Source organism: Terriglobales bacterium, from assembly GCA_035487355.1.
Lineage (GTDB): Bacteria > Acidobacteriota > Terriglobia > Terriglobales > Acidobacteriaceae > QIAW01.
The window spans coordinates 21,041-42,002 of sequence record DATHMF010000093.1 but is presented as its reverse complement, the minus strand read 5'-3'; the positions used below and the strand labels follow the sequence as shown (position 1 = coordinate 42,002).

At 55.0% G+C, this 20,962-nt stretch carries 22 protein-coding genes and 1 riboswitch; of the genes, 15 read left to right on the top strand and 7 right to left on the bottom strand.

Translation table 11 applies throughout. The features are described 5' to 3' along the window. The first annotated feature begins 113 nt into the window (after positions 1-113). From VK738_17165 to VK738_17150, 4 genes are all read left to right on the top strand, one after another. Positions 114-1,151, top strand: a complete 1,038-nt coding sequence (locus VK738_17165; GenBank protein ID HTD24391.1) for a VWA domain-containing protein — start codon at positions 114-116, stop codon at positions 1,149-1,151. Positions 1,152-1,225: 74 nt separating this feature from the next. After that, on the top strand, positions 1,226-1,537 hold the full coding sequence (locus VK738_17160) for a hypothetical protein (protein HTD24390.1): 312 nt from the start codon (positions 1,226-1,228) through the stop codon (positions 1,535-1,537). Between the two features lie 87 nt (positions 1,538-1,624). After that, positions 1,625-1,693: riboswitch (Fluoride riboswitch) on the top strand. A gap of 17 nt (positions 1,694-1,710) precedes the next feature. Beyond that, entirely contained in the window at positions 1,711-2,085 is a 375-nt protein-coding gene (crcB, locus tag VK738_17155; GenBank protein ID HTD24389.1) for a fluoride efflux transporter CrcB, read from the top strand. Between the two features lie 28 nt (positions 2,086-2,113). Further along, positions 2,114-2,446, top strand: coding sequence for a DUF190 domain-containing protein (locus tag VK738_17150; GenBank protein ID HTD24388.1), 333 nt, complete (start codon positions 2,114-2,116; stop codon positions 2,444-2,446). A gap of 34 nt (positions 2,447-2,480) precedes the next feature. On the opposite strand, the gene VK738_17145 is transcribed toward VK738_17150, so the two are convergent. Beyond that, positions 2,481-4,163, bottom strand: coding sequence for a glycosyltransferase family 39 protein (locus VK738_17145; protein HTD24387.1), 1,683 nt, complete (start codon positions 4,161-4,163; stop codon positions 2,481-2,483). 219 nt (positions 4,164-4,382) lie between these two features. On the opposite strand from VK738_17145, the gene VK738_17140 reads away from it, so the two are divergent. The 6 genes from VK738_17140 (at position 4,383) to VK738_17115 (ending at position 10,576) form a co-directional block, all read left to right on the top strand. Beyond that, positions 4,383-5,603: a glycosyltransferase family 2 protein gene (locus tag VK738_17140; protein HTD24386.1), complete on the top strand. Its 1,221-nt coding sequence runs from the start codon at positions 4,383-4,385 to the stop codon at positions 5,601-5,603. After that, positions 5,600-6,211: a class I SAM-dependent methyltransferase gene (locus tag VK738_17135; GenBank protein HTD24385.1), complete on the top strand. Its 612-nt coding sequence runs from the start codon at positions 5,600-5,602 to the stop codon at positions 6,209-6,211. The genes VK738_17140 and VK738_17135 overlap by 4 nt, the downstream gene beginning before the upstream one ends. Before the next feature lie 237 nt (positions 6,212-6,448). Next, a complete protein-coding gene (locus tag VK738_17130; protein ID HTD24384.1) occupies positions 6,449-7,150 on the top strand; it encodes a TylF/MycF/NovP-related O-methyltransferase in 702 nt (233 codons plus the stop codon). Positions 7,151-7,362: 212 nt separating this feature from the next. After that, positions 7,363-9,510 carry a M28 family metallopeptidase gene (locus tag VK738_17125; protein ID HTD24383.1) on the top strand — a complete coding sequence of 716 codons (2,148 nt, stop codon included), beginning with the start codon at positions 7,363-7,365 and terminating at the stop codon, positions 9,508-9,510. A 185-nt stretch (positions 9,511-9,695) separates the two neighbouring features. After that, the gene (locus tag VK738_17120) at positions 9,696-9,902 is read left to right on the top strand and encodes a hypothetical protein (protein HTD24382.1); all 207 of its coding nucleotides are present in this window, start codon (positions 9,696-9,698) and stop codon (positions 9,900-9,902) included. A gap of 119 nt (positions 9,903-10,021) precedes the next feature. Further along, positions 10,022-10,576: a hypothetical protein gene (locus VK738_17115; GenBank protein HTD24381.1), complete on the top strand. Its 555-nt coding sequence runs from the start codon at positions 10,022-10,024 to the stop codon at positions 10,574-10,576. A gap of 18 nt (positions 10,577-10,594) precedes the next feature. Here the strand turns inward: VK738_17115 and thiC are convergent, their stop codons facing one another. Further along, on the bottom strand, positions 10,595-12,061 hold the full coding sequence (gene thiC / locus VK738_17110; protein ID HTD24380.1) for a phosphomethylpyrimidine synthase ThiC: 1,467 nt from the start codon (positions 12,059-12,061) through the stop codon (positions 10,595-10,597). Positions 12,062-12,214: 153 nt separating this feature from the next. On the opposite strand from thiC, the gene VK738_17105 reads away from it, so the two are divergent. From VK738_17105 to VK738_17085, 5 genes are all read left to right on the top strand, one after another. After that, on the top strand, positions 12,215-12,661 hold the full coding sequence (locus VK738_17105; protein ID HTD24379.1) for a cytochrome c maturation protein CcmE: 447 nt from the start codon (positions 12,215-12,217) through the stop codon (positions 12,659-12,661). Positions 12,662-12,713: 52 nt separating this feature from the next. Next, on the top strand, positions 12,714-13,400 hold the full coding sequence (gene ccmA / locus VK738_17100) for a heme ABC exporter ATP-binding protein CcmA (GenBank protein ID HTD24378.1): 687 nt from the start codon (positions 12,714-12,716) through the stop codon (positions 13,398-13,400). Beyond that, complete coding sequence (locus tag VK738_17095) at positions 13,397-14,074, top strand: heme exporter protein CcmB (GenBank protein ID HTD24377.1); 678 nt, start codon at positions 13,397-13,399, stop codon at positions 14,072-14,074. Before ccmA ends, VK738_17095 begins: the two co-directional genes overlap by 4 nt. A 99-nt stretch (positions 14,075-14,173) precedes the next feature. After that, a complete protein-coding gene (locus VK738_17090; GenBank protein HTD24376.1) occupies positions 14,174-14,863 on the top strand; it encodes a cytochrome c biogenesis protein in 690 nt (229 codons plus the stop codon). Beyond that, positions 14,860-14,994 (top strand): CcmD family protein, encoded by a 135-nt coding sequence (locus tag VK738_17085; GenBank protein HTD24375.1) that lies wholly within the window; start codon positions 14,860-14,862, stop codon positions 14,992-14,994. The genes VK738_17090 and VK738_17085 overlap by 4 nt, the downstream gene beginning before the upstream one ends. A gap of 38 nt (positions 14,995-15,032) precedes the next feature. On the opposite strand, the gene VK738_17080 is transcribed toward VK738_17085, so the two are convergent. The 5 genes from VK738_17080 to VK738_17060 all read right to left on the bottom strand — a co-directional run bounded on the left by VK738_17080 (position 15,033) and on the right by VK738_17060 (position 20,938). Beyond that, positions 15,033-15,848, bottom strand: coding sequence for a hypothetical protein (locus VK738_17080; protein ID HTD24374.1), 816 nt, complete (start codon positions 15,846-15,848; stop codon positions 15,033-15,035). A gap of 288 nt (positions 15,849-16,136) precedes the next feature. Then, positions 16,137-16,565 (bottom strand): DUF3291 domain-containing protein, encoded by a 429-nt coding sequence (locus VK738_17075; GenBank protein ID HTD24373.1) that lies wholly within the window; start codon positions 16,563-16,565, stop codon positions 16,137-16,139. A 601-nt stretch (positions 16,566-17,166) separates the two neighbouring features. Beyond that, entirely contained in the window at positions 17,167-18,603 is a 1,437-nt protein-coding gene (locus VK738_17070) for an H-type lectin domain-containing protein (GenBank protein ID HTD24372.1), read from the bottom strand. Between the two features lie 98 nt (positions 18,604-18,701). Continuing rightward, the gene (locus tag VK738_17065; GenBank protein ID HTD24371.1) at positions 18,702-19,430 is read right to left on the bottom strand and encodes a nucleotidyltransferase family protein; all 729 of its coding nucleotides are present in this window, start codon (positions 19,428-19,430) and stop codon (positions 18,702-18,704) included. After that, complete coding sequence (locus VK738_17060) at positions 19,427-20,938, bottom strand: RNase adapter RapZ (protein HTD24370.1); 1,512 nt, start codon at positions 20,936-20,938, stop codon at positions 19,427-19,429. The genes VK738_17065 and VK738_17060 overlap by 4 nt, the downstream gene beginning before the upstream one ends. Positions 20,939-20,962 lie beyond the last annotated feature (24 nt).

Below are 20,962 nucleotides of genomic sequence, written 5' to 3'. Positions count from 1 at the left end.
GTCCCTTGGGCCCAAAATCTCAGCTTTTCCTAAACCCAGGCTGAATGGCTGCATCTAATTAGATTATCTCTATTAACCTTAGGATACTGTTAAATTATCAGAAAAGGCCCCTTATGGTATTGGTACGCATCGCACGCTCTTGCACAATGGTGTTGCATCTTTGGTGTCTCCTGCTCATTGGCCCACTGGTCTGCGTGGCCCAGCAATCTACCCAGGGCAGTACGGCCCAAAACCCGCCGGCGCAATCCCAGGCACAAACGCCGGAAGAGCCGTCCATGGGCACCTTAAAAGTCAACGTGGACGTGGTCAGTGTTTACTGCAATGTAAAGGATAAACACGGCGCCCTGATTCCCAACCTCAAAAAAGAGGACTTTGAGCTTACCGAAGACGGCGTGAAGCAGAACATCAAGTATTTCAGCACCGAGACCGATCAGCCGCTTACCTTGGGCATCCTGATGGACACCAGCGGCAGCATGATGCAGGTCATCCCCGCTGAAAAAGAGGTAGGCGGCGCCTTCCTGAATGATGTCCTGACCCCGAAGGACCTGGCTTTTTTCATGACTTTTGATATTGACGTGAACCTGGAGCACGACTTTACCTCGTCGGCTCGCGAACTCAGGCATGCTATGGAAACGGTCAAGGTGGTTGAGCCTGCTTCGGGTCCATCAATTACACGGGGGCCGTTTCCCGGTTCCAACTCTGCGCGCGGCACGGCCCTCTATGACGGCATTTACCTGGCGGCCACGGAAAAGCTCACGGGCGAGGTCGGGCGCAAGGCCATGATTATCATGACTGATGGGGTGGATGAAGGCAGCAAAGTGCGCCTGGAGGAAGCCGTGGAGAGCGCCCAGAAGGCGGATGCCATCTGTTATGTTCTTTTGTTTTCCAGAGGCATCTATGGGCTCCGAGGCGAGGGTTACATGAAAAAACTGACGGAAGATACAGGTGGCCGGGTCTTCGAAATTGACAGGGTTGAAAACCTGAAAACCGCCTTCGACCAGATCGTTGCTGAGCTGCGCACCCAATACGGAGTTGGCTATACACCCACCAACAGCAAAAAAGATGGCACCTTCCGCAAGATTGAGATCCGCAGCAAGGATGGCTACAAGGTGCAGGCCCGGAAGGGTTATTATGCGATTCCGCATTCATAAAGAAAGCGTTGAGCATGAAGACCGAAGTGATCGACTGTTCAATTAGATACTTTGTAGCGGCGAAAGACCGGACAGTGGCTGAACGGTTTGCCGCCCAAAGACTTGAAGCCGCAGGGTTCGCTCCCACTGACTCGGAGTGGGCGCCCTACGAGAAGACCGGTGGCTGGGTCGGGACATTTCGTTGGCAACTTACTCCCGTCAAGGCTGAATGGTCAACTGTCGTGTATGAATTGCTTACCGCGTGCCAGCGAATTGGTTATCAGTGGACCGTTTCTGGCCGGATTGACGAGACACTGGAGCTCTTGACGAACAAGCCTAGCGGTTACGGGATCGCTATGATCACCCTTACGGCTCGCCGAAGGGAACAATTCAAACAAGTTGATTAGCATAACTAAAACTAGCTAAAGCCCTGAGACTCTCAGAGGTGCGGCTGCAGCTTGGAGCTGAGAGCTTGAAGCTATTCCTGTTGCTATAATTCTTTTGGCGATGGGGTTCGCCATAACCGCCCATGGATGCAGCGGGCTGATGACTCCTACAATTTTTTGACGGAGACTTCATCGTGCAGGCATACCTTTGGGTTTCTCTGGGCGCAATTCTAGGGGCTGGGTTCCGCTACTTTCTCTCCCGTTATGTGGCCAAGGTCCTTTCACCCACTTTTCCGTACGGCACGCTCATCATCAATGTTTCCGGCAGCCTGGTCCTTGGCTTCTTCCTGATCTGGACCACGGAGCGCGTGCTGGCTGATCCGCGCTGGCGTCTTTTCATTGCCATCGGCTTTTGTGGATCGTTTACCACCTTTTCCAGCTATGCCTTTGAGACCTTCGCCTACATGGAGCAGGGCCAGTGGCACTTGATGGCGGCCAACATCCTGGCCAACAACATTTTGTGTCTGGCGGCCGTCATCGGCGGAGCGGCCCTGGCGCGATGGCTATAGCGCGGTAGTTATAGAATGGCGCAATACAATGGGCATCGGTATGGCCGTGCAGATCACCATCTATCTCAACGAAGCCGATCAGTGGCAGCACCGGCCGTTGCATCTGGAAATCCTGAAATATTTGCGCGAAGAAAACGTGGCCGGCGCTACGGTGTTTCATGCCGTGGCCGGGTTCACCGGACGCAGCCGGGTGAAGACCTCAAGCCTGGTGGATGCCGGAGGCAAGCTGCCTGTGGTCATTGTCTTTGTAGATAGCGAAGAGCATGTGCAACGGGTTTTACCCAAGCTGCGCGAGATGGCATCGCACCGTCTGATTGTGCGCGAGAATGTGGTGATTGAGCAGGGAAGTTTGGAAACGTAAACGCCCACAGCTCCCGTTGAGATTTTGCCTGGACTTACTCCAGATTAGTGCTGGCCTTCCGCAATCCAAAAGCTGCAAAGATTAAGAATACCGTTGCCAACAAAAAGATAATCCACAAGACAATCATTTCCGCAGGGCCCAGAAAAGCAGGCTTGTTGATGCTCAAACGCCGGGCAAATTCAGCAATGCCTACCTGAATAAGCTGGCCGGCTCCGGCTGCGGCAACGCGGTTCTGACCAACGTGAGAGATCACGCCGGTGTAATAAGGAACCAGCAGAAAATGCAATCCATAAAGATCGAGCAGTACAAACAGGCTGGTCAAAGTCGGAAGAATCCAGGAGCGATTTTTTTTGGTGACAACTGCAGATAATCCCAGATACAGGAGAATTGCTTCCGGCACGATCAGCGAATACATGTACCAGCCTGTGCTCGCAGAAACACCCAGATGGATATAGACAAGCAATATGTCGTAGATCAATCCCAGCCAAAAGAAAGCATAGAACGATAGCAGGACCAGCAATTTGCCGGATTCTATCGCTCCCCTATCTTCTGCCTGAGAATCCGGAGAATTTTTTCTTAAACGAAGCAGAACAACTCTGCAGATTCCCAGGACCGCCAAAAGAATAATTAAACCAAAGAATAAATAGACGGGTCTGTTGAATTTCAGGAAGCTCCAGGCGCCAAACCACACATGCGAAAGCAGTATGGAAACGATCCCGCCGGCCCAATTCACATGAGGAACCTGGGCTAGAATTTGCCAGCGGGAGAGTGACCGCAAGGCGACATCATCGGTTACACCCGACCACGATCCGGTCAGAGTATGGACCCGCCAATACCACGGGCCGGCTATTATCAGCAGGGCCGCGCCGGTCAAAGTTGAAAATTTGAGCAGCCGATTTCTCTCCCGCGGCCATTGCCGGTAACACCAAACGATGATCGGAAATAAGGCGGGGACGGCAGTGAGGAAGTACGCCTTGGTGAGAAGCCCGAGGCTTAGAACAACTCCGAGCCATGGGAAATATTTGAAATTCTGCGGGCCCTCCACAATCCTCAGCGCCAGGTAGACTGCAGCCGTATAAAGCACCAGGGCAAGGCTCTCATTTCCCACGCGCGACAGATCGATGAATAATTCCGGCAAGGCAACAATCAACAGCATCAGGGACAAGGCTGGACTTTTGTCCTTCAAGACGCGTGTGGCCACAAGGTATCCGAGCGGGACGATACAGGAAGCAAGCAGAACGTTGAGGAAACGCAAAACCAAAACGCGCAATGCCAGACTAAAGCCTGGCATAAGCTTCAACGGGAAATAGAAAACAAGATAATACAAAGGCATCTGCTGGGTTTCATAATTACTGATTTTCTTTTCGGTGGAGTCTTCTTCGCCCCAGGAGGGGGGAATCTCCCGGAACTGTTTTTGCAGACGCTCACGTTCGGTTCCGGACAATTTCCAATAGGCTTCGTGCGAAAAGGCCGGTTGCGGCAGGTCTTCCTGCGAAAGGACCCAGGGCAGCGGCAGCACGTGTAGAGATTGCAACAGTTCCCGCGACATGGGAGTAGACATGCCGGGAATTTCGCCGTGATGGATGAGCTGCTGCAGGTAGGCGAAATGAAATGGTTCGTCGTATCCTTCCCATATCGGGAACACGGCGCTATAGAATACTCCGCGAAGAACAAAAACAATCCAAATGAAAAGAAGAATGCGGCGGGAATTCTTCATGAACGCAAATCGCGAGGCGCCGCTTCCCGGCCAATGGGCGAGTTTTGAGTGTCCTTCAGCGACAAAGTGCAGAAATTATATACCATGGCAATGACGCTTCGGAATGCTGCTGGAGCGGCTGGAACTATGTCTTTGTTGCAATACTTGCCGATTTTGCACAAAGCAACAAGAGTGAACAGGACGCGCTGAAGACCTTGTTACAATGCTAAATTACGCAAAATGAACTTCGTGCAAACTCTTGAAAAAAATGAAAAGCGGACCGCCGCAGAGGTGCAAACCGGCGCGACAGAAGACGAATTGGAAGTTTCTGTCGTGATGCCTTGCCTCAATGAAGCCGAGACCCTGGCGATTTGTATCAAAAAAGCTGCCGATGCCCTGCGGCAGGCGAATATTGCAGGCGAAATTATTGTTGCGGATAACGGATCAAGCGACGGTTCCCAGGAGATTGCAAAACAAGCTGGGGCGCGGGTAATTCATGTTGAGGCCAAAGGGTATGGCAACGCGCTGCGAAGAGGCATCGCCGCTGCTCGCGGTCGGTTCATCGTTATGGCGGACTCCGATGACAGCTATGATTTCGGGCACACCCCGATGTTTGTCGAAAAACTGCGCACCGGCCCTGATCTGGTGATGGGCAACCGGTTTCGGGGAGGCATAAAGCGGAACGCGATGCCGCTTTCACACCGTTACCTGGGAAATCCGGCAATCACTGCAATCGGCCGGTTGTTCTTTCATTCACCGTGCGGTGATTTTTATTGCGGTATGCGTGGCTTTCGTAAGTCTGCCTACGAGCAAATGGGCCTGCGTACCACCGGAATGGAGTTCGCCTGCGAAATGGTCGTGAAGGCCACTCTTCTGAAGATGAAGATCGCTGAGGTTCCTACCACTCTCTCTCCCGACGGTCGCAACCGGCCTCCCCATCTGCGCACCTGGCATGACGGGTGGCGCACGCTGCGCTTCCTTTTGCTTTACAGTCCGCGCTGGCTGTTTTTGTATCCGGGAATATTGTTAATTCTTTTCGGCGCGGCAGGCACCTTTTGGCTCTTGCCGGGGCCGCAGCGTGTGGGGCAAGTTGTATTCGACATACACACGCTGCTCTATGCATTGATGAGCATTTTGCTGGGCTTTCAGGCGATTGCATTTGCAACCTTCACTAAAGTATTCGCAATTTCAGAAGGGCTTTTGCCGGAAGATCCGCGGCTCATGAAGGCGTTCCGTTACATTAAGCTGGAAACAGGTTTGCTTGTGGGCGTTCTCCTGATGTTGGTGGGATTTGGGGGCTCAGTCTTGGCGGTGTCGGATTGGAGCGCCCGGCAATTCGGCCCGTTGAACCCATTTCAAATGTTGCGCCTGGTGAGTCCTTCCGTAGTTGCGCTTACCCTTGGTTTTGAAATAATCCTTTCCAGTTTTTTTCTGAGTGTGCTGGGTATGAAACGCGAATGAATATTGTAGGTTCGATGCACCAACGCCTGGTGATTGGACGCCGCGTTCGTATTCTTAGCAAGTGGTTTGCTGAGCTTATTCCCCGCAACGCGACTGTGCTGGATGTAGGTTGTGGCAGCGGACTGGTTGCCGGGTGCTTGCTCGCCTTGCGCCCCGATCTCGTATTGGAAGGGGTGGATGTGCTGGTCCGGCAACAAACCTGCATTCCCGTACGATCGTTCGATGGATACACCCTTCCTTATCCCGACGGCGCGTTCGAGACGGTTCTGTTCGCTGACGTTTTGCACCACACCGAAGATCCCATGGTGTTGCTGCGCGAGGCGCGCAGGGTATCTCGCAAGGTTATCGTGATCAAGGACCATGAGCGCGAAGGGATATTTTCCGGAGCGCGGCTGCGGTTGATGGATTGGGTGGGGAATGCCCGCTTTGGAGTGAGTTTGCCTTACAACTACTGGAATCGATCTCGTTGGGCGCAAGCGTGGAAGGAGCTGGAACTTTTTCCGGAAAGGATGGAACGCAATCTCAATCTTTATCCGCCGCCGTTCGATTTTGTTTTTGGGGCTTCGCTCCATTTTATTGCCCGGTTGCACGCTTCCAATATTTCCTGATGTAATGGGCTGAGTTGAGCTCCGCTCGGAAACCCGGAGAGTTGAAATGCAAAGAAAAAACCTGTCCCCCCGGTTACTTTATTCCGAGGCACGGATGAAACCTGAGCGGCCGAAACAGTGCATCGCAGTCTGCGGGCCTCGGAGCGGAGGCCAGTGCGTCATTCGTTGAGAGAAGTTCTCTACAGAGTGCGGGACCCCAGGCTCGTGATGGACACAGCCATAAGGGGAGCGATGAATGTGTGGGATCTTGTCTCCCCGCTCGAGTTTTCTCTCCTGTATCGCCAGGTGCGCCCGTATACCATGTGCAGCAATGCTCGGCTACGGGCCTTGTATCTGGGGGTTCGCCATGTCGTACGCCAACAGGTTCCGGGAGACTTAGTCGAATGCGGATGTGCCAAGGGTGGCAGCGCGGCGCTGATGGCCATGACTCTTCGCAGGCTGGAAGCACAACGTACAGTCTGGTTGTTTGATACTTTTGAAGGCTTGCCGGCGCCTACTACAAAAGATCCTGATTACGAAATTGCAAACCTTTATACCGGCGATTGCGTCGGTACTCTTGAAGAAGTAAAGCGTTTATTCCAGCAGCTTTCAGTGGCTGATCGGGTGCAATTCGTCAAGGGACTCTTTCAAGACTCCCTGCCCACCGCCCCAATCCCACAAATTGCCCTGCTACACATTGATGGAGACTGGTACGAAAGTGTAAAGGCTTGTCTGGAAAACCTGTACGACAAAGTTGTTCCCGGAGGAATAATTCAATTCGACGATTACGGTTACTGGAAGGGAGCACGGAATGCGGTAGACGAATTTTTCGAAACACGTGGCATCCATGCTCCTCTTCGACGGTTGGACTACTCTGGAAGGTCCTTCATCAAGCCGTTGCCCACCGCGGAAATAGACCGGAATCAAGCGTTATCTTCCAAATCCCCCTGCGCTGGTTGAGCTAACCCTAAATCATTCATTCACGAACATGACGGCGCGCCTGGAAACCTCTGACCTCAACTACAAATTGTCACATTCGGAAGGGCGGTGCAGAAACCTGTGGGAAGTGATGGCACGGCGGGTTTTATCCGGTCTTTCCTCGGTCACGCATGGTCTTGATCCTCGCATTTAGTGTAATCTTCATAGTTTCAGGTTCGAGAACAGGAAACTTCATGAAGCTTTCTCTTTTAGGGCGTTTGCCGGTCACCATGTTTTTTTTGGCTTCTGTTATTTCAGCGCAACAGCCGGCGTCCGTATCCACGATAACCGGATTTCGCAATTTCAGCGCCGAGCAGCAGGCAGAAATCCGCTTTCTCGCGGTACCCGATCCTAAGCTGGCGGAAGAGCACCTGCGAATCCTCACAGCCGAGCCGCACATCGCGGGCTCTGCGGAAGACAAAAAGACAGCGGAGTATGTGCTCCAGAAATTCCGCGAAGCCGGACTCGATGCCGAAATTACCGAGTACAGAGTCTGGATGAACCTGCCGGTCGAGGTCAGTGTGAGCATCGTCAATCCGCCGATGCCCGATTACCACGCTCCCAGGCCGGAGCACGTCAATGGTGACCCCTTCCAGGATGATCCGCGGGTAACGCCGGGCTTCAACGAATACTCACCCTCGGGCGATGTTGAGGCTGAAGTTGTGTTTGCTAACTACGGCCGTCCGGAAGACTTCAAGAAGCTGGAAGACATGAAGATCAACGTGCGCGGCAAGATCGTCATTGTGCGTTACGGCGAAAACTACCGGGGAGTCAAAGAGTACATCGCCGAACAGCACGGCGCCGCCGGCATGATTATTTACTCCGATCCCATCGATGATGGCTATTTCAAGGGTGACAAGTATCCCGATGGACCGTGGCGTCCTGATAGCGCGGTGCAGCGTGGCTCCATCATGTACATGTTCAAGTATCCCGGAGACCCCACGACCCCCGGAGTAGCGTCAGTACCATCATTGCCCGACAACCAGAGAGTGCCCCCCGAGAAGGCAGTCAATCTTCCGCACATTCCCGCGACGCCGCTCTCCTATCAGGATGCACGCCCCATCATGGAAAACCTCCGCGGCCCGCTTTCGCCGCGTCCCTGGCAAGGCGCTCTTCCGTTTGCCTATCACATCGGTCCGGGACCGGTGCGCGTGAAGATCCATCTGAAGCAGGATTATCAATACCGCACCATCTGGGACGTAACCGCCAAGGTGAAGGGAACCGAGGAGCCCGATCAATTAGTGATCGCCGGCAATCACCGCGATGCCTGGGTTTACGGCGCGGTAGACCCCAACAGTGGCACGGCCGCCATGCTGGAGGCGGTACACGGCATCGGCGAGTTGCTCAAGAGCGGATGGAAGCCCAAACGCACCCTCATCTTTGCAAGCTGGGACGCGGAAGAAGAAGGGCTCATCGGCTCGACCGAGTGGGCCGAGCAGCATGAGAAAGAGCTGGCCAACGCAGTAGTGTATTTCAACATGGATGTGGGTGTCTCCGGTCCGAACTTCAACGCCTCTGCTGTTCCCAGTTTGAAACAGTTTGTGCGTGACGTAACTAAAGCTGTTCCCAGTCCGGCTGGGGGAACTGTGTATGACGCATGGAAGGAGAAGCGGACAAAAGACAGCGCCCCACGCGACGCTGGCCACGAGGAGATCAGCAGTCCCAGACAGCCCGCTGCTGCCGAGGTGCGTGTAGGCGATCTGGGCAGTGGATCTGACTTCACCGCCTTTCTGCAACACCTGGGTGTGCCTTCCGGCGACATCACATCAGGTGGAGATTACGGGGTGTATCACTCGGCCTTCGACGACTTTACCTGGTTCAAGAAATTCGGCGATCCGACATTTGAATATGAGCAGCAGATGGCCCGGGTGTTCGGCCTGCAAGCCTTGCGCATGGCCGATGCCGACGTGCTGCCCTATGATTACGAAAACTATGGCAGGGAGATTACCTCTTACCTTGAGGCTGCGCAGAAAAAGTCGTCGGAAAAGCTGGGAAAGAATGGGCCTGATTTCCTCCCTGCTTTGAATGCCGCGAAACGTTTGGCTGCTGCCGGTGCTGCTATCGGAGCAAAACAGAAAGATGCTGCGACAGATGCAACCAGGTTAAACCGCGTCCTGCTGGAGGCGGAGCGGGGATTACTCATTCCTGAAGGCCTTCCTAATCGTCCATGGTTCCATCATGCGGTCTATGCGCCGGGCGAATATACCGGCTACGCTGCGGTGGTGATTCCAGGCGTGAATGAAGCCATTGATGCCGGCGATAACCTCCGCACCCAGCAGCAGCTTGCTGCACTGGCCGCTGCCATCAATCGGGGCGCGGAGAAACTGGAAAGCTTTCAGTAATCGCTTTCAGTAGATACCCAAGGGTGAGCGAGGGCGCAGCAGTTACCGCGGAGCCCCTAGATATATGTAACGCTACGAAAGGATGGCATTCAAATCAGAAATCAAGAGTGTCAACAATCCACTCACTTAACTTTATTGCACGCTGAAATTTGTGATACATTGCGCCCAAAATCCAGGGAGGGCGTATGAGAATTGCTCCACGAAGCGAGGCAATCATAGGCAGTCTCATTGCAGCGGGCGGGATGGTGCTTGCCGTCCACGTCATTACAAAAAATTTCACTTCCTGGTCTGAGGTCACGCTCCCGAACGGCGGTCCTACCGAAATTGTTGCCCTGGGCGTGGTGATATGGCTGCACGGCAAATGGCGCTCATTGACCCGTGTGCGGGATTGAGAACACACACTCCGCAATTGCAAGATTCCTTCTATAATCGGTTTTGCTGAATCCCACTGCACCTTCCCAGCAGTGGCCCTGAAGTCACAATCCAATATAAATTTTCGGAGGGCGAACTCATGACTCGCAACACTAAGTATCAAACTGCCATATTGATGTTGATGATTCTGCTTGGGCTGGCGGCTTGCAACTTCAGTAAGAATTCCGATTCCGGTTACGAGTACCAATTCAAAACCGAACAGCTGAACGATAAACAAGGGCCTGCTGATTACGACGCCTGTGCCTTGGTCACCAAAGTCGACGCAGAGGCGGTGCTGGGCGAGCCGCTGGATCGTGGAAAGGGAGACACGACCACGCCGCTGGGCGCGAAGGCCTGCGCATACGTAGCTACAGCTTCTACCTCGATGGCCATGGTCTACATTTACCTTGGTCCCCTCAGCATGGGCGCGGAAAGCAACATGTGGGAGGCGCAGAAAAAACTCTGGCAAGATAAAGGGACTAACCTGACCACGGTGACAGGCCTGGGAAAGGACGCTTACGTTGATCCCAATGGTCACCTGCATGTACTGACGCCGAAGGTAATAATGGATCTGTCGGTAAGTGGTCTTAAAGGAGCCACAGCGAATACCGACGCAGAGAAGGTTCTTGCGCAAAAGGCCGTGAGCCGTATGTGATTTCAGGCGAGCGAATTTTTATTTGAGGCTGATCAGCTTTTCCACCAGCTCGGAGTAATCTTTCTTCTCCACCCCGTGCACCGTGCGGTTGTATTCATCGACTTTCTGTGAATAGTTCATCGAGCAGAACTTCGGTCCGCACATGGAGCAGAATTTGGCTTCCTTGTAAAAATCGTCAGGCAAGGTCTCATCGTGCATGGCGCGGGCGGTTTCGGGGTCAAGCGACAGCGCGAACTGCTTTTCCCAATCGAAGGTGTAGCGGGCATAGCTGAGGGCGTCATCGCGGTCGCGCGCTCCTGGCCTGTGCCGCGCCAGGTCTGCTGCATGCGCCGCGATTTTGTAAGCGATGATGCCGTCCTTCACGTCTTTGTCGTTGGGCAGGCCCAGGTGCTCTTTCGGTGTGACGTAGCACAGCATGGAAGCGCCATGCCATCCAATCATGGCCGCGCCGATGGCCGAGGTGATGTGGTCGTATCCAGGCGCGATATCGGTGACCAGCGGGCCAAGCGTATAAAAAGGTGCAGCGTAGCAGTACTCGATCTCTTTATCCACTTGCTCTTTGATCTTATCCATGGGGACGTGCCCTGGTCCCTCAATCATGACCTGAACGTCGTGCTCCCAGGCTTTTTTTGTAAGCTCACCCAGAGTCTTGAGCTCGGCGAACTGGGCTTCGTCGCTGGCGTCGGCGATGCATCCTGGCCGCAGGCCGTCGCCCAAGGAATAAGAAACGTCATGCTTGGCGAAAATTTTTGTGATATCGTCAAAGCACTCGTACAAGAAATTCTGCTTGTGGTGGTGTGCCATCCACTGTGCCAGGATCGCGCCGCCGCGGCTCACGATGCCGGTAATACGTTTCGTAATGAGCGGCAGGTACTGGATCAGCACCCCGGCATGGATGGTCATGTAATCCACGCCCTGCTCCGCCTGCTCTTCAATGACTTCCAGCATTACGCTGGCGTTCAGGTCTTCCACGCGCTTCACGCGCGAGATGGCCTCGTAAATCGGTACCGTGCCGATGGGCACAGGCGAGTGGCGCAGAATAGCCTCGCGAATATTATGGATATCGCCGCCGGTGGAGAGGTCCATTACCGTGTCAGCGCCGAAGTGTACGGCAGTGTGCAGCTTCTTCAGCTCTTCATCAACGTTCGAGGTCACGGCCGAGTTACCGATGTTGGCGTTGATCTTGCACAACGAAGCCACACCAATCGCCATGGGTTCGAGCTCAGGGTGGTTGATGTTGGCCGGGATGATCATGCGCCCCGCCGCCACTTCATCACGCACCAGCTCGGGCGAAATCTTTTCCTTGGCGGCAATGTAGACCATCTCTTCGGTCACAATGCCTTTGCGGGCGTAGTGCATTTGGGAAAAATTCCGGTCGCCGGCTTTTTCTGCCTGGGTGCGGCGTTGCGCGATCCACTCCGCGCGCGGCTGGGGAACACTGGCTCCGTTCTGCTTGACTCCGTTGCTGCCGTTGGGGACTGTCATGGTAAGCCTCGCAAAAGACAATTATACGATGTTGAAACTGGGCGTGTTTGTGGGCCCACCGGCCGGACAATGGGACTTATGAGACTTAGGTAAGTTCAAGAGGTCGAATGCCCAATTGACCTCTCTGCTGCGGAGGCGTAGAGTCTTAGGCGAATGTCTGCACAGTATTCCAAGTACCTGAAGTTCGGCTCCGCGATCGTCATCATTGTGCTCGCGCTGGCGTACCTCGCCTACACCGGTGTGCAGGAGAGCAAAAGCTATTACAAAACTATTTCCGAGTTACAAACCCAAGCCAGCCAGAGTGATGCGATTTATAAAATGCGGCTGCGTGTAGCGGGTAATGTTGCCACCGGATCCATCAAGCGCCAGGGCATGCGGATCGAGTTCAAGCTAGTTGAGCAGGATAAAACTCTGCCGGTGGTTTATCAGGGAACCGAAGCGCCCCCGGATACATTCAAAGACGGCGCGCAGGCACTGGCCGAAGGCCAGTTCGGACGCGACGGCGTATTTCATGCCACCGGCCTGCAAGCCAAGTGTGCCTCCAAGTACGCGCCCGCGCAAAATGGGCAGAATCCCACAGGGAACACGCAAAAGATGTAAGCTGTCTGTTCAACCGGTTCGAATCACTCCAATCCAGTATGATGTTCTCCCCATGATCCAGCTCCAGCAGGTAACCAAACTTTTCGGACGCTTCGCCGCCTTGCGCTCGGTTACCGCAGAGTTTTCCAGTGGCCGCTGTTATGCCATCTTCGGAGAAAATGGCGCAGGAAAATCCACGCTACTGCGGGTGATCGCCGGCCTGGCGCGCCCGACCTCCGGCAAAGTGGTCTTCGATGGTCCGCCCGAAACGCTGAGGCAGAGAATCGGCTACGTCGCGCACGCCAGCATGCTCTATGACGAGCTTTCGGCAATGGAAAACCTGCGCTACTTCGCCGCGCTCTACGGCATCAAAGAAGAGCAGAAAATGGTAGCGGCGATTCGGGCTGTGGGACTCGATCCTGACCTGGAGCGCCACGCCGGTGATTACTCCCAGGGGATGCGGCAGCGCCTCTCGCTGGCCCGCACCCTGATGCACGGCCCGGAAATCCTTCTTCTCGATGAACCTTTTTCCAACCTGGACGTGGCTTCGGCGCGCGACATTGCGGCGCTGATAAAAAAACTGCGTGACGAGGGCAAGACCATTCTGGTGGTCACGCACCAGGTGACTCACGTCGAGGGGGTAGCTGATTACTCTCTGTTGTTTTCCCAGGGCCAACTGCTGCGCAGCGAAGCAGGAACAGCGGCGGCAAAACATGGCAGCTCGGGCGGGGCTTCGCGAAATGAGGGGGCCGCGTCATGAGCCAGTTGTTCGATATCACCCGAGCGACCCTGGCCAAGGACCTGCGCCTGGAGTGGCGCTCCAAAGACGCCACCAACGGCATGTTATTTTTTTCCTTGCTGGTGGTGGTGGTCTTTAGCTTCACCTTTGATTTCACTGCCGAAGAGGCGCGCCGCATTACCGGCGGGCTGATCTGGATGGCGTTTCTGTTTGCCTCTACCATGGCGCTCAATCAGAGCTGGCTGCGTGAGCTGCGCAATCAGGTGCTCGACGCATTCCGCTGTTCGCCCGCCCCAGCCAATGCGCTCTTTCTGGGAAAGACCATCGGCAACTTTATTTTTGTTTGCCTGCTGGAAGCCGTCGTGGCGCCGCTGTTTGTGGTGTTCTTCAATCTGCGCGCCCTGGGAGATACGCCCCTGCTGATCCTGGTATTTTTGCTGGGTACCTGGGCGCTGATCGTGAACGGAACTTTTTTTGCAGCTATGTCGTTGCGCACGCGCAGCCGCGAACTCATGTTGCCGCTGCTGCTGTTTCCCGTCTCCGTGCCCGCGCTGCTGGCCATGGTGGGCGCAACCACCGCAATTTTTACCGGGGAAGGTTCTCCCAGCCTGCCACTCAAGTTTCTGGCGGTTTACGATATAGTTTTCACCACGGTTTCGCTTTTACTGTTTGAAACCGTGCTGCACGCCGAGTAAGTTGCATTGCGTTCATTAAAACGTTAGAATTCGCACCTCTTCTGGTTTTGCTGTAGGTTGAGTCCAATCTGACTTCCTGTACGTCCTGAATATTTGTTTATGAAACCAGCTCTTATTCTTTTTTCTCTTCTTACCCTTGGGTTGCTCATCTGGGGATTCCATCAGGCCATGTTCGTAGCCCCTACGGAGGCGACCATGGGCAACATCCAGAGAATTTTTTACTATCACGTGCCTTCTGCCTTTGCGGCTTTTGCGTGCTTCTTTGTGAACCTGGCGGCGTCGCTGATTTACTTGAAGACCCGCAGCCCGCGTATGGACGCCCTGGCTTTGGCCTCGGCGCAGGTGGGGGTGGTGTTCTGCACCATCGTGCTGATCACCGGGCCGCTGTGGGCGCGTCCGGTGTGGGGCATTTGGTGGACTTGGGAGGATGTTCGCCTCACCAGCACGCTGCTGCTCTGGTTGATCTATGTGAGTTATCTGCTGCTGCGCCGCTTCTCGCACGCCGGCTCTATGCCGGTGCTCGCGGCGGTGCTCGCCATCTTCGGATCGGTGGATACCGGGTTTGTGTATATGTCCATCCGCTGGTTCCGCACGCAGCACCCGCAGCCGGTGTTGGCCGGGGGGCCGGGCAGCGGGCTTGATCCCGCCATGCTGCACGCTTTCTTCATCAACCTTATTGCTTTTTCTGCTTTCGGCGCTCTGCTGGTCTGGGTGCGTTACCTGCTGGAGCGCCAACAACAGCGCGTGGAAGAATTGCACGCGCTCGCCGCCGTAGGAGGTGCGCGATGATGTTACGCCATCTTTATCTTGCTTATGCTGTGACCTGGGTGATCCACATCGCCTATCTCTCGTTCCTGGCGGTGAAACACGTGCGCCTCAAGCGCGAGCTGAGCAAACTGGAGAAATCGGAGAAGAAATAGAGACGCAGCATGCTGCGTCTCTACAAAAATTCCACTTCTTACTTCGTGCTTGGCGGTGGAGTCTGTTGCGGTGGATTTTGCTTCTCGCCCGGCGGCAGCTCCTGGCCCTCGTAGATGATCTTGCTCTTCGATCCGAAGCGCTTGTAGTTGGTGTACTTCACGATCTGGCGGATGTGTACATCCTGGTTCTTGAAGTGAAGGGTGTCATCCGTGTAGGTGTAGGTCGGGAACCAATACTGGCCGTCTATCTGCTCGCGGTAGGTGGTGAACTTGGGGAATAAATTTTCCTGGCCTTTGTGGATATCGGGAACGTTCTTGCCGTAAGTCTTCACGATCTGGAAGTCGCGATTATCCACCCAGATCCGCCCCTGGAAATAACGTTTGTTCTTCTCCATCTGCTTGGGGGCGACGTCGAAAACGTAAGTGTCGAGATCATCTTCCTTCTGCTGGCCGACATACAGAATGCTGTATTCCGGAAGTTCGTCGCTGGTGAGCACGAAAGGCAGGCGGTTCTGAATGTCATCCGTATCTTCGCGGGTCATTCCGATGCGGGTTAAGGTCGGCTGGGGCGCAAAGACAACATTTTCGATACGCCGGCCCTTGTCGTCGAACAGGATGTCGGTCACGATCCGATAGTCGCCATCCACGGTATCGCCATCCAGCGTCTCGACTGTGACCGATTGCCGGTAGGTATAGTTGTCGCGCGCCTGTTTGAACACTTTTTCTTTCGTCGCGAACTTCTTGATGATTTCGTCGGGAGTTATGCCCGTGGGCTCAGCCGGCTTCAGCGGACCCTCACCCTCATCGGCAAACGCCGGGACGACGATGAACAGCAGGGCAGCCATTGCCGCCAAGACAAAACTCCGAAAGCACCATGAAGCCGTGTAAGTCATGCAGATTGTACCTAAAGGAATTTTACCAAGATTAGATGCGTAATGTTCCATCAGAGTTGACGGCCAGGCAATGTAAAGATTTGTTGGCAAAGACTAGTTTCATAATTCAAGGTTGTGTCAGGGCACGGATTTAGAGGTTGCGGATTAACTGTGCCATAAGTCGTTGGGAAATAACACTTCCTTGCTGCCGCAGGCATGCGCGCAGCAAAGCGCCCAGAAAAACGTTTTTCCGCAGCGTTAGGGAAAATGCTACTTAAACAGCAGTTCCGATTTTGCCCGAACCTTGGGCGACGGAATCTGGTGCAGGCGATGGGCTTCAGTAGGATGATTGACCTTGGATGGCCGCCCTGTTTCCAGAAGCTTTTGATACGCTTCCTCCCAGGTGGGTGGCTGTGCCGATTCCTGGGTCCAATGGATAACGGCGGCCTCGTCGCACCATTTCATCAATCGGCGCATGACTCTGCCGTGAACGCCGGACAGCATATACGCTTTCATGGCCTGCTCGGAGCTCCACACCGTCCGCGTCCAAAAGGTGTTCTTGGCTTCGCGGAGCATCGAGACAGCGAGGCTGCCTTCAGCAGACTTGGCCTGTCGCGCCGTTCGCAAGACTTGTATGAAGAATATGGGCAGAAACCGCCATGATCGTATACGAAGACGCGTAATCGAGACAAAAGGCATATCTGCATTCCTTGCGGCAAATCTACAAAGCAGGCTGAAACTCAAGATATCACTACGAGCAGTCCGCCCGGGCACCGGGCCCATCGGCGCATAACGTGTCTGGACCTCACTGGCCACTGAGTCATCGTCCTAATTCTCAGCGGACGAAAACCAACGTAATGTTTGCCAGATAGGAAGACTCCATTAGCATCTGTTCTTCAACACTAGTATCTGTTTTTAAAGATGTGATGAGCGTAAGCTCTGGCTTCCCCCGGCCCACATCACAGAATGGTAATCGGAGCCGACTGTGGGACCATGGAGTTCAGCCGCAGCATTCACTGCGTTGTTTTTTATTGGGAGATCGGCGGCTGTTCTGGCGCAGGTAGACGCTCGGCGGCTCGTGCCACCACGCTGGCACTCTGGTTCGATTAATTCAATTTTCCCGAACCTCGCGAACTTCAGTACACCCAAGCTTGGTTTCCTGGGGTAGCCACGGGAACGAAGAGTTCCCCTGCGCTCCAAGAGGCCAGATTTCACGGGGAGATAGGCCGGCGTGGTTCCAAAAAAATCACGCCGCTCATCGTGAATCACGGCCCCGGCAGCAATGCCGGGGCTTTTATATTTACTGCCACGCGAACCAATCGAGCTGCAGGTTTTGTCCCCAGCCTGCGTTCATGTCTAGCCGTATGATGTTGATCACAAATTGAGTGGTCGAGATGCTCCGCGTTGAAACTGCAAAAACGTCGGCGACGGTGGCATCTGCAGCGCGCGCCGTGACGATGACGTGGGGAACACTGGCAAAAGTCGAAGGGAACGTTACCGTGAATTGCGCTTCCTGGGTGAGGCTCGTCCCAAGCGTCGCCGTCCCAGCTTGAATAGCGCCGATGGTTGTGCCTGTGGTCGTGGCATTGCCGACGCGGACTGTACCCGAGACATCAAGCTTCGCTCCAGGAGTGGGCGTTCCGACGCCTACGTTGACAGTGCCATCTCCCAGCACCAGCGAGTTGCTGGATGAAACCTTGGCATTCGAGCCGATCGCGGTGGCATTCGTCAGTTGGGTGGATGTCCCTGGGCCGGCGCTGTAGCCGACAAACGTGTTTTGCGAGCCTGTAGTGTTCGCATTGGCGGGAGTCCCGGTGTATCCGGCATCGCGGCCGATGGCGACATTGTAGTTCCCGGCCGTATTGGAGAAGAGGGCCGCCATTCCGATGGCGGTGTTGAAGCCGCCCTGAGTGTTGGAGTTGAGAGCGCTCACTCCTGTGGAAGTGTTGCCAACGCCAATCGTGTTGGTGTAGAGAGCGTTCACGCCGATAGCTGTGTTGCTGTCGCCGCTCGTCTCATGGGAAAGTGCACCGTTGCCCACTACTGTATTCAGGGCTCCCGTTAGGCTTAAGTTCCCGGCCGCCAGGCCCACGAAGGTGTTAGCCGGAGACCCGAAGCTGTGCAGGAACGGTGCACCTCCGATGGTGAGCACGCCCACAGTGCCAGAAGCAGTGGAAGGCAGCGCCAGGTTGCCATCCAGCGTGATTGTGTTTGCGCCGAAATTCCCGCTCGCGTCCCGCTTGACGATGGCGCTAGCGGTGTCGGCGGTTGCTGGCGCTATGTTCCAGTTGAAGGTCAGTGTGCCGGTACCGGTGACCGGCGATCCGCTGACAATGAAATCCGAGACCGGCGCTGCCAGACCTACGCTGGTCACCGTACCCGCACCGCCGCCGGGAAAAGTCTGGCCGCTGGCAAAGGTGATGATGCCATTGCTGGCAATGGCGAAAAGATTGCCCGTACCCACACGAATGCTGCCGTTGTCGCTGAGCAGCGAGTTGGTCAGGTGGCGCGGGTTGGTATCGAACTTGGAAATCTGGTTCGGTATGCCTGCGGTGCTGAACAGCAACTGGTAGAGCACCGGGCCATCCGGTTTCTGTGCCGTGGGCGACGTGCGCTGCCACACCAATCCGTTATCGGAATGCAGGCTGGCCACCTGCATCTGGGCAGCAGAAAGCGTAACTGCCAGGAAAACGAACAGGGAAACCACAAGGCTGTTGCGCGAGCAAGGCCGGGTCATATTGTGACTCCTTGAAATTATGAAGTGATGGGGAGCGCGAATTATAGCGCATTAACAGGGCCAGAATCTATGCCCCTGTTATTTAGAGAGATAGGGGATTAATTGCCGCCTTGCCTCAAATCTTCCACCTTGCCGAGATCACGCCATTGATATTCATCCGCCCGGAACGCGATGATCTTTTCTCCACGGGCAGCGAGATTCAAATAGGAGTCAATGATGGAAAAGACGCCGTTTTCCGTCATCATGGTAAGAAGGCGAGGAGAGATAACGTGGATACCCGAAAACGCCAGTGCTTTCATCTGCGCTTGCGATGAAGACCCAACCAATTCGTCTTTCTGATTTTGCCCGCGCCCTCTGCCGCAAAGCTGAAGCTGCTCATCAAAGAGCAGGTGTCGGGAGCTCTGGCGTTCCTGTACTGCGAGCGTGGCCAGGGCCTGATTTTCAGTGTGGAATTGCACCATGCGCGCCAGATCAATCGTGCTGATGACATCCACATTGTGCAAAATGAACGGCGTGTCTAAGCGGCTGGAATCCTCGAGAAAAAACCAGGCAGCCTTTTTCAGCCCGCCGCCGGTATCGAGCAGAACCTCTTCGCGCGAAACTTCAATGCGCATGCCGAAGTTATGGTTGCCATTCAGGTAGTCAACGATCATGTCGGCAAAGTGATGCACATTGATGATCACCTCGCCAATCCCAAAGTCGCGCAGACGGGCGAGCGTGGTCCCGAGCAGCGTGCGCCCGCCGACTTCCACCAGCGCCTTGGGCCGGGTGTCGGTGAGCGGCCGCAGGCGCGTGCCCAGGCCGGCGGCCAGAACCATGGCTTTCATTGGCCCGGCGTCTCCACGCTCAACTTTTCCAGACCCAGCTTCTCTAATTGACGATGCCGCACCACGACCTCCACGCCACTCTTGCCGTGCAGATGTTTTGCCAGCCGCTCCGCCAGGTACACCGAGCGATGCTGGCCGCCGGTGCAGCCGAACGATACCATCAGGTTCTTAAAGCCGCGGCGCTGATAATCGCTCACGCTCGCATCTACCAGCGACATCACGCTGGCAAGAAAGTGATGCACGCTCTCCTGCTGATTGAGGTACTCGATCACCGGTACATCTCTGCCGGTGAGGTCCTTGAAACGCTCTTCGCGTCCCGGATTGGGAATGCTGCGCGCATCGAAGACGAATCCACCACCGTGCCCGGTCTCGTCGGTCGGCATCCCGTGGTGAAATGAGAAGCTGAAAATCCGCACCGTCAGGTTGTTTCCCTCGGGCGCCAGGCTCTGTAACTTCTCCGACCCCAGCATGTTTTTGAATGCTTCCATCAGCGCCGGCAGTGCAATAGGCAGCTCGGCGTTGTGCAGCAGCCAGCGCAGGTTCTTGAGCGCATAGGGCACGCTTTGCAGAAAATGAGGCTTGCGCTCGTAAAAGCCGCGAAAGCCATAAGCGCCCAGCGCCTGCATGATGCGGACATAAACGTAGCCATAGTAGTGCCGCATGAATACTTCCCGCTCCAGCTTGATAAAACCGGCAAGCGTGTCGAGATAGTGATTGAGCAGTTGCTGGCGCAGCTCAGACGGCAGATCGGCCTTGGCGTCATACAAAAGAGAAGCGATATCGTATTGCAGCGCGCCTTTGCGGCCGCCCTGGTAATCCAGAAAAAATGGCTGCCCGTCGCGCAACATGACGTTGCGTGACTGAAAATCGCGATAGAGAAAGTAATCGCGCTCGGCGGTCAACAGGAACCTGGTCAGGCGGGCAAAATCATCTTCCAGCGCCTGCTCGTTGAAGGGGATGCTGGCGAGCCTGAGAAAATAATATTTGAAATAGTTCAGGTCCCAGGCGATGGACTGGCGATCAAAGCTGTGGCGCGGATAGCAGCGCTTGTAATTCAGGTCGCGCCCGGCTTCGATCTGAAAGCGCGGCAACGTGGCCGCAACCTTGCGATAGGCTTCAATGACCTCAGGAGCAATGTCGTCGCCATCGCGGTTCTGCGAGAGGAACTCAAAAAGCGTGATGTCACCCAGGTCTTCTTCCAGGTACGCCCCCTGGCCCAAATCTTCCGCATAGATTTCCGGGACGGGCAGGCCGTGCCTGCGAAAATGCCGCGAGAACTCGAGGAAAGCGATGTTCTCTTCGCGCACGCCGTAGCGAATGCCGATGGCGCTGAGTTTTTCCCCAGCCAGCCGGATGATTTGACGCCCCGACCCGCCCAGTTGCCCCTGCAGCGGCTGCGACCGCTTGACCGGTGCGTGAAAGTGCTGCTCAAAAAGCTTTTCGAGAACGTCCATGGATGTGGTTTTCAGCGGCTTGCCGTGACGCATCACCGTGCTGTCGTCAGCCACCACAAAGGTAACATGAATGTACGA

Bases quoted from the DNA above. Each gene is read 5' to 3' on its own strand.
- VK738_17065 (HTD24371.1), bottom strand. From the start codon at position 19,430: ATGAAAGCCATGGTTCTGGCCGCCGGCCTGGGCACGCGCCTGCGGCCG.
- VK738_17150 (HTD24388.1), top strand. From the start codon at position 2,114: ATGGGCATCGGTATGGCCGTGCAGATCACCATCTATCTCAACGAAGCC.
- VK738_17125 (HTD24383.1), top strand. From the start codon at position 7,363: ATGAAGCTTTCTCTTTTAGGGCGTTTGCCGGTCACCATGTTTTTTTTG.
- VK738_17085 (HTD24375.1), top strand. From the start codon at position 14,860: ATGATGTTACGCCATCTTTATCTTGCTTATGCTGTGACCTGGGTGATC.
- VK738_17115 (HTD24381.1), top strand. From the start codon at position 10,022: ATGACTCGCAACACTAAGTATCAAACTGCCATATTGATGTTGATGATT.
- VK738_17070 (HTD24372.1), bottom strand. From the start codon at position 18,603: ATGACCCGGCCTTGCTCGCGCAACAGCCTTGTGGTTTCCCTGTTCGTT.
- VK738_17135 (HTD24385.1), top strand. From the start codon at position 5,600: ATGAATATTGTAGGTTCGATGCACCAACGCCTGGTGATTGGACGCCGC.
- VK738_17095 (HTD24377.1), top strand. From the start codon at position 13,397: ATGAGCCAGTTGTTCGATATCACCCGAGCGACCCTGGCCAAGGACCTG.
- thiC (HTD24380.1), bottom strand. From the start codon at position 12,061: ATGACAGTCCCCAACGGCAGCAACGGAGTCAAGCAGAACGGAGCCAGT.
- VK738_17105 (HTD24379.1), top strand. From the start codon at position 12,215: ATGTCTGCACAGTATTCCAAGTACCTGAAGTTCGGCTCCGCGATCGTC.
- VK738_17140 (HTD24386.1), top strand. From the start codon at position 4,383: ATGAACTTCGTGCAAACTCTTGAAAAAAATGAAAAGCGGACCGCCGCA.
- VK738_17165 (HTD24391.1), top strand. From the start codon at position 114: ATGGTATTGGTACGCATCGCACGCTCTTGCACAATGGTGTTGCATCTT.
- ccmA (HTD24378.1), top strand. From the start codon at position 12,714: ATGATCCAGCTCCAGCAGGTAACCAAACTTTTCGGACGCTTCGCCGCC.
- VK738_17075 (HTD24373.1), bottom strand. From the start codon at position 16,565: ATGCCTTTTGTCTCGATTACGCGTCTTCGTATACGATCATGGCGGTTT.
- VK738_17145 (HTD24387.1), bottom strand. From the start codon at position 4,163: ATGAAGAATTCCCGCCGCATTCTTCTTTTCATTTGGATTGTTTTTGTT.
- VK738_17120 (HTD24382.1), top strand. From the start codon at position 9,696: ATGAGAATTGCTCCACGAAGCGAGGCAATCATAGGCAGTCTCATTGCA.
- VK738_17090 (HTD24376.1), top strand. From the start codon at position 14,174: ATGAAACCAGCTCTTATTCTTTTTTCTCTTCTTACCCTTGGGTTGCTC.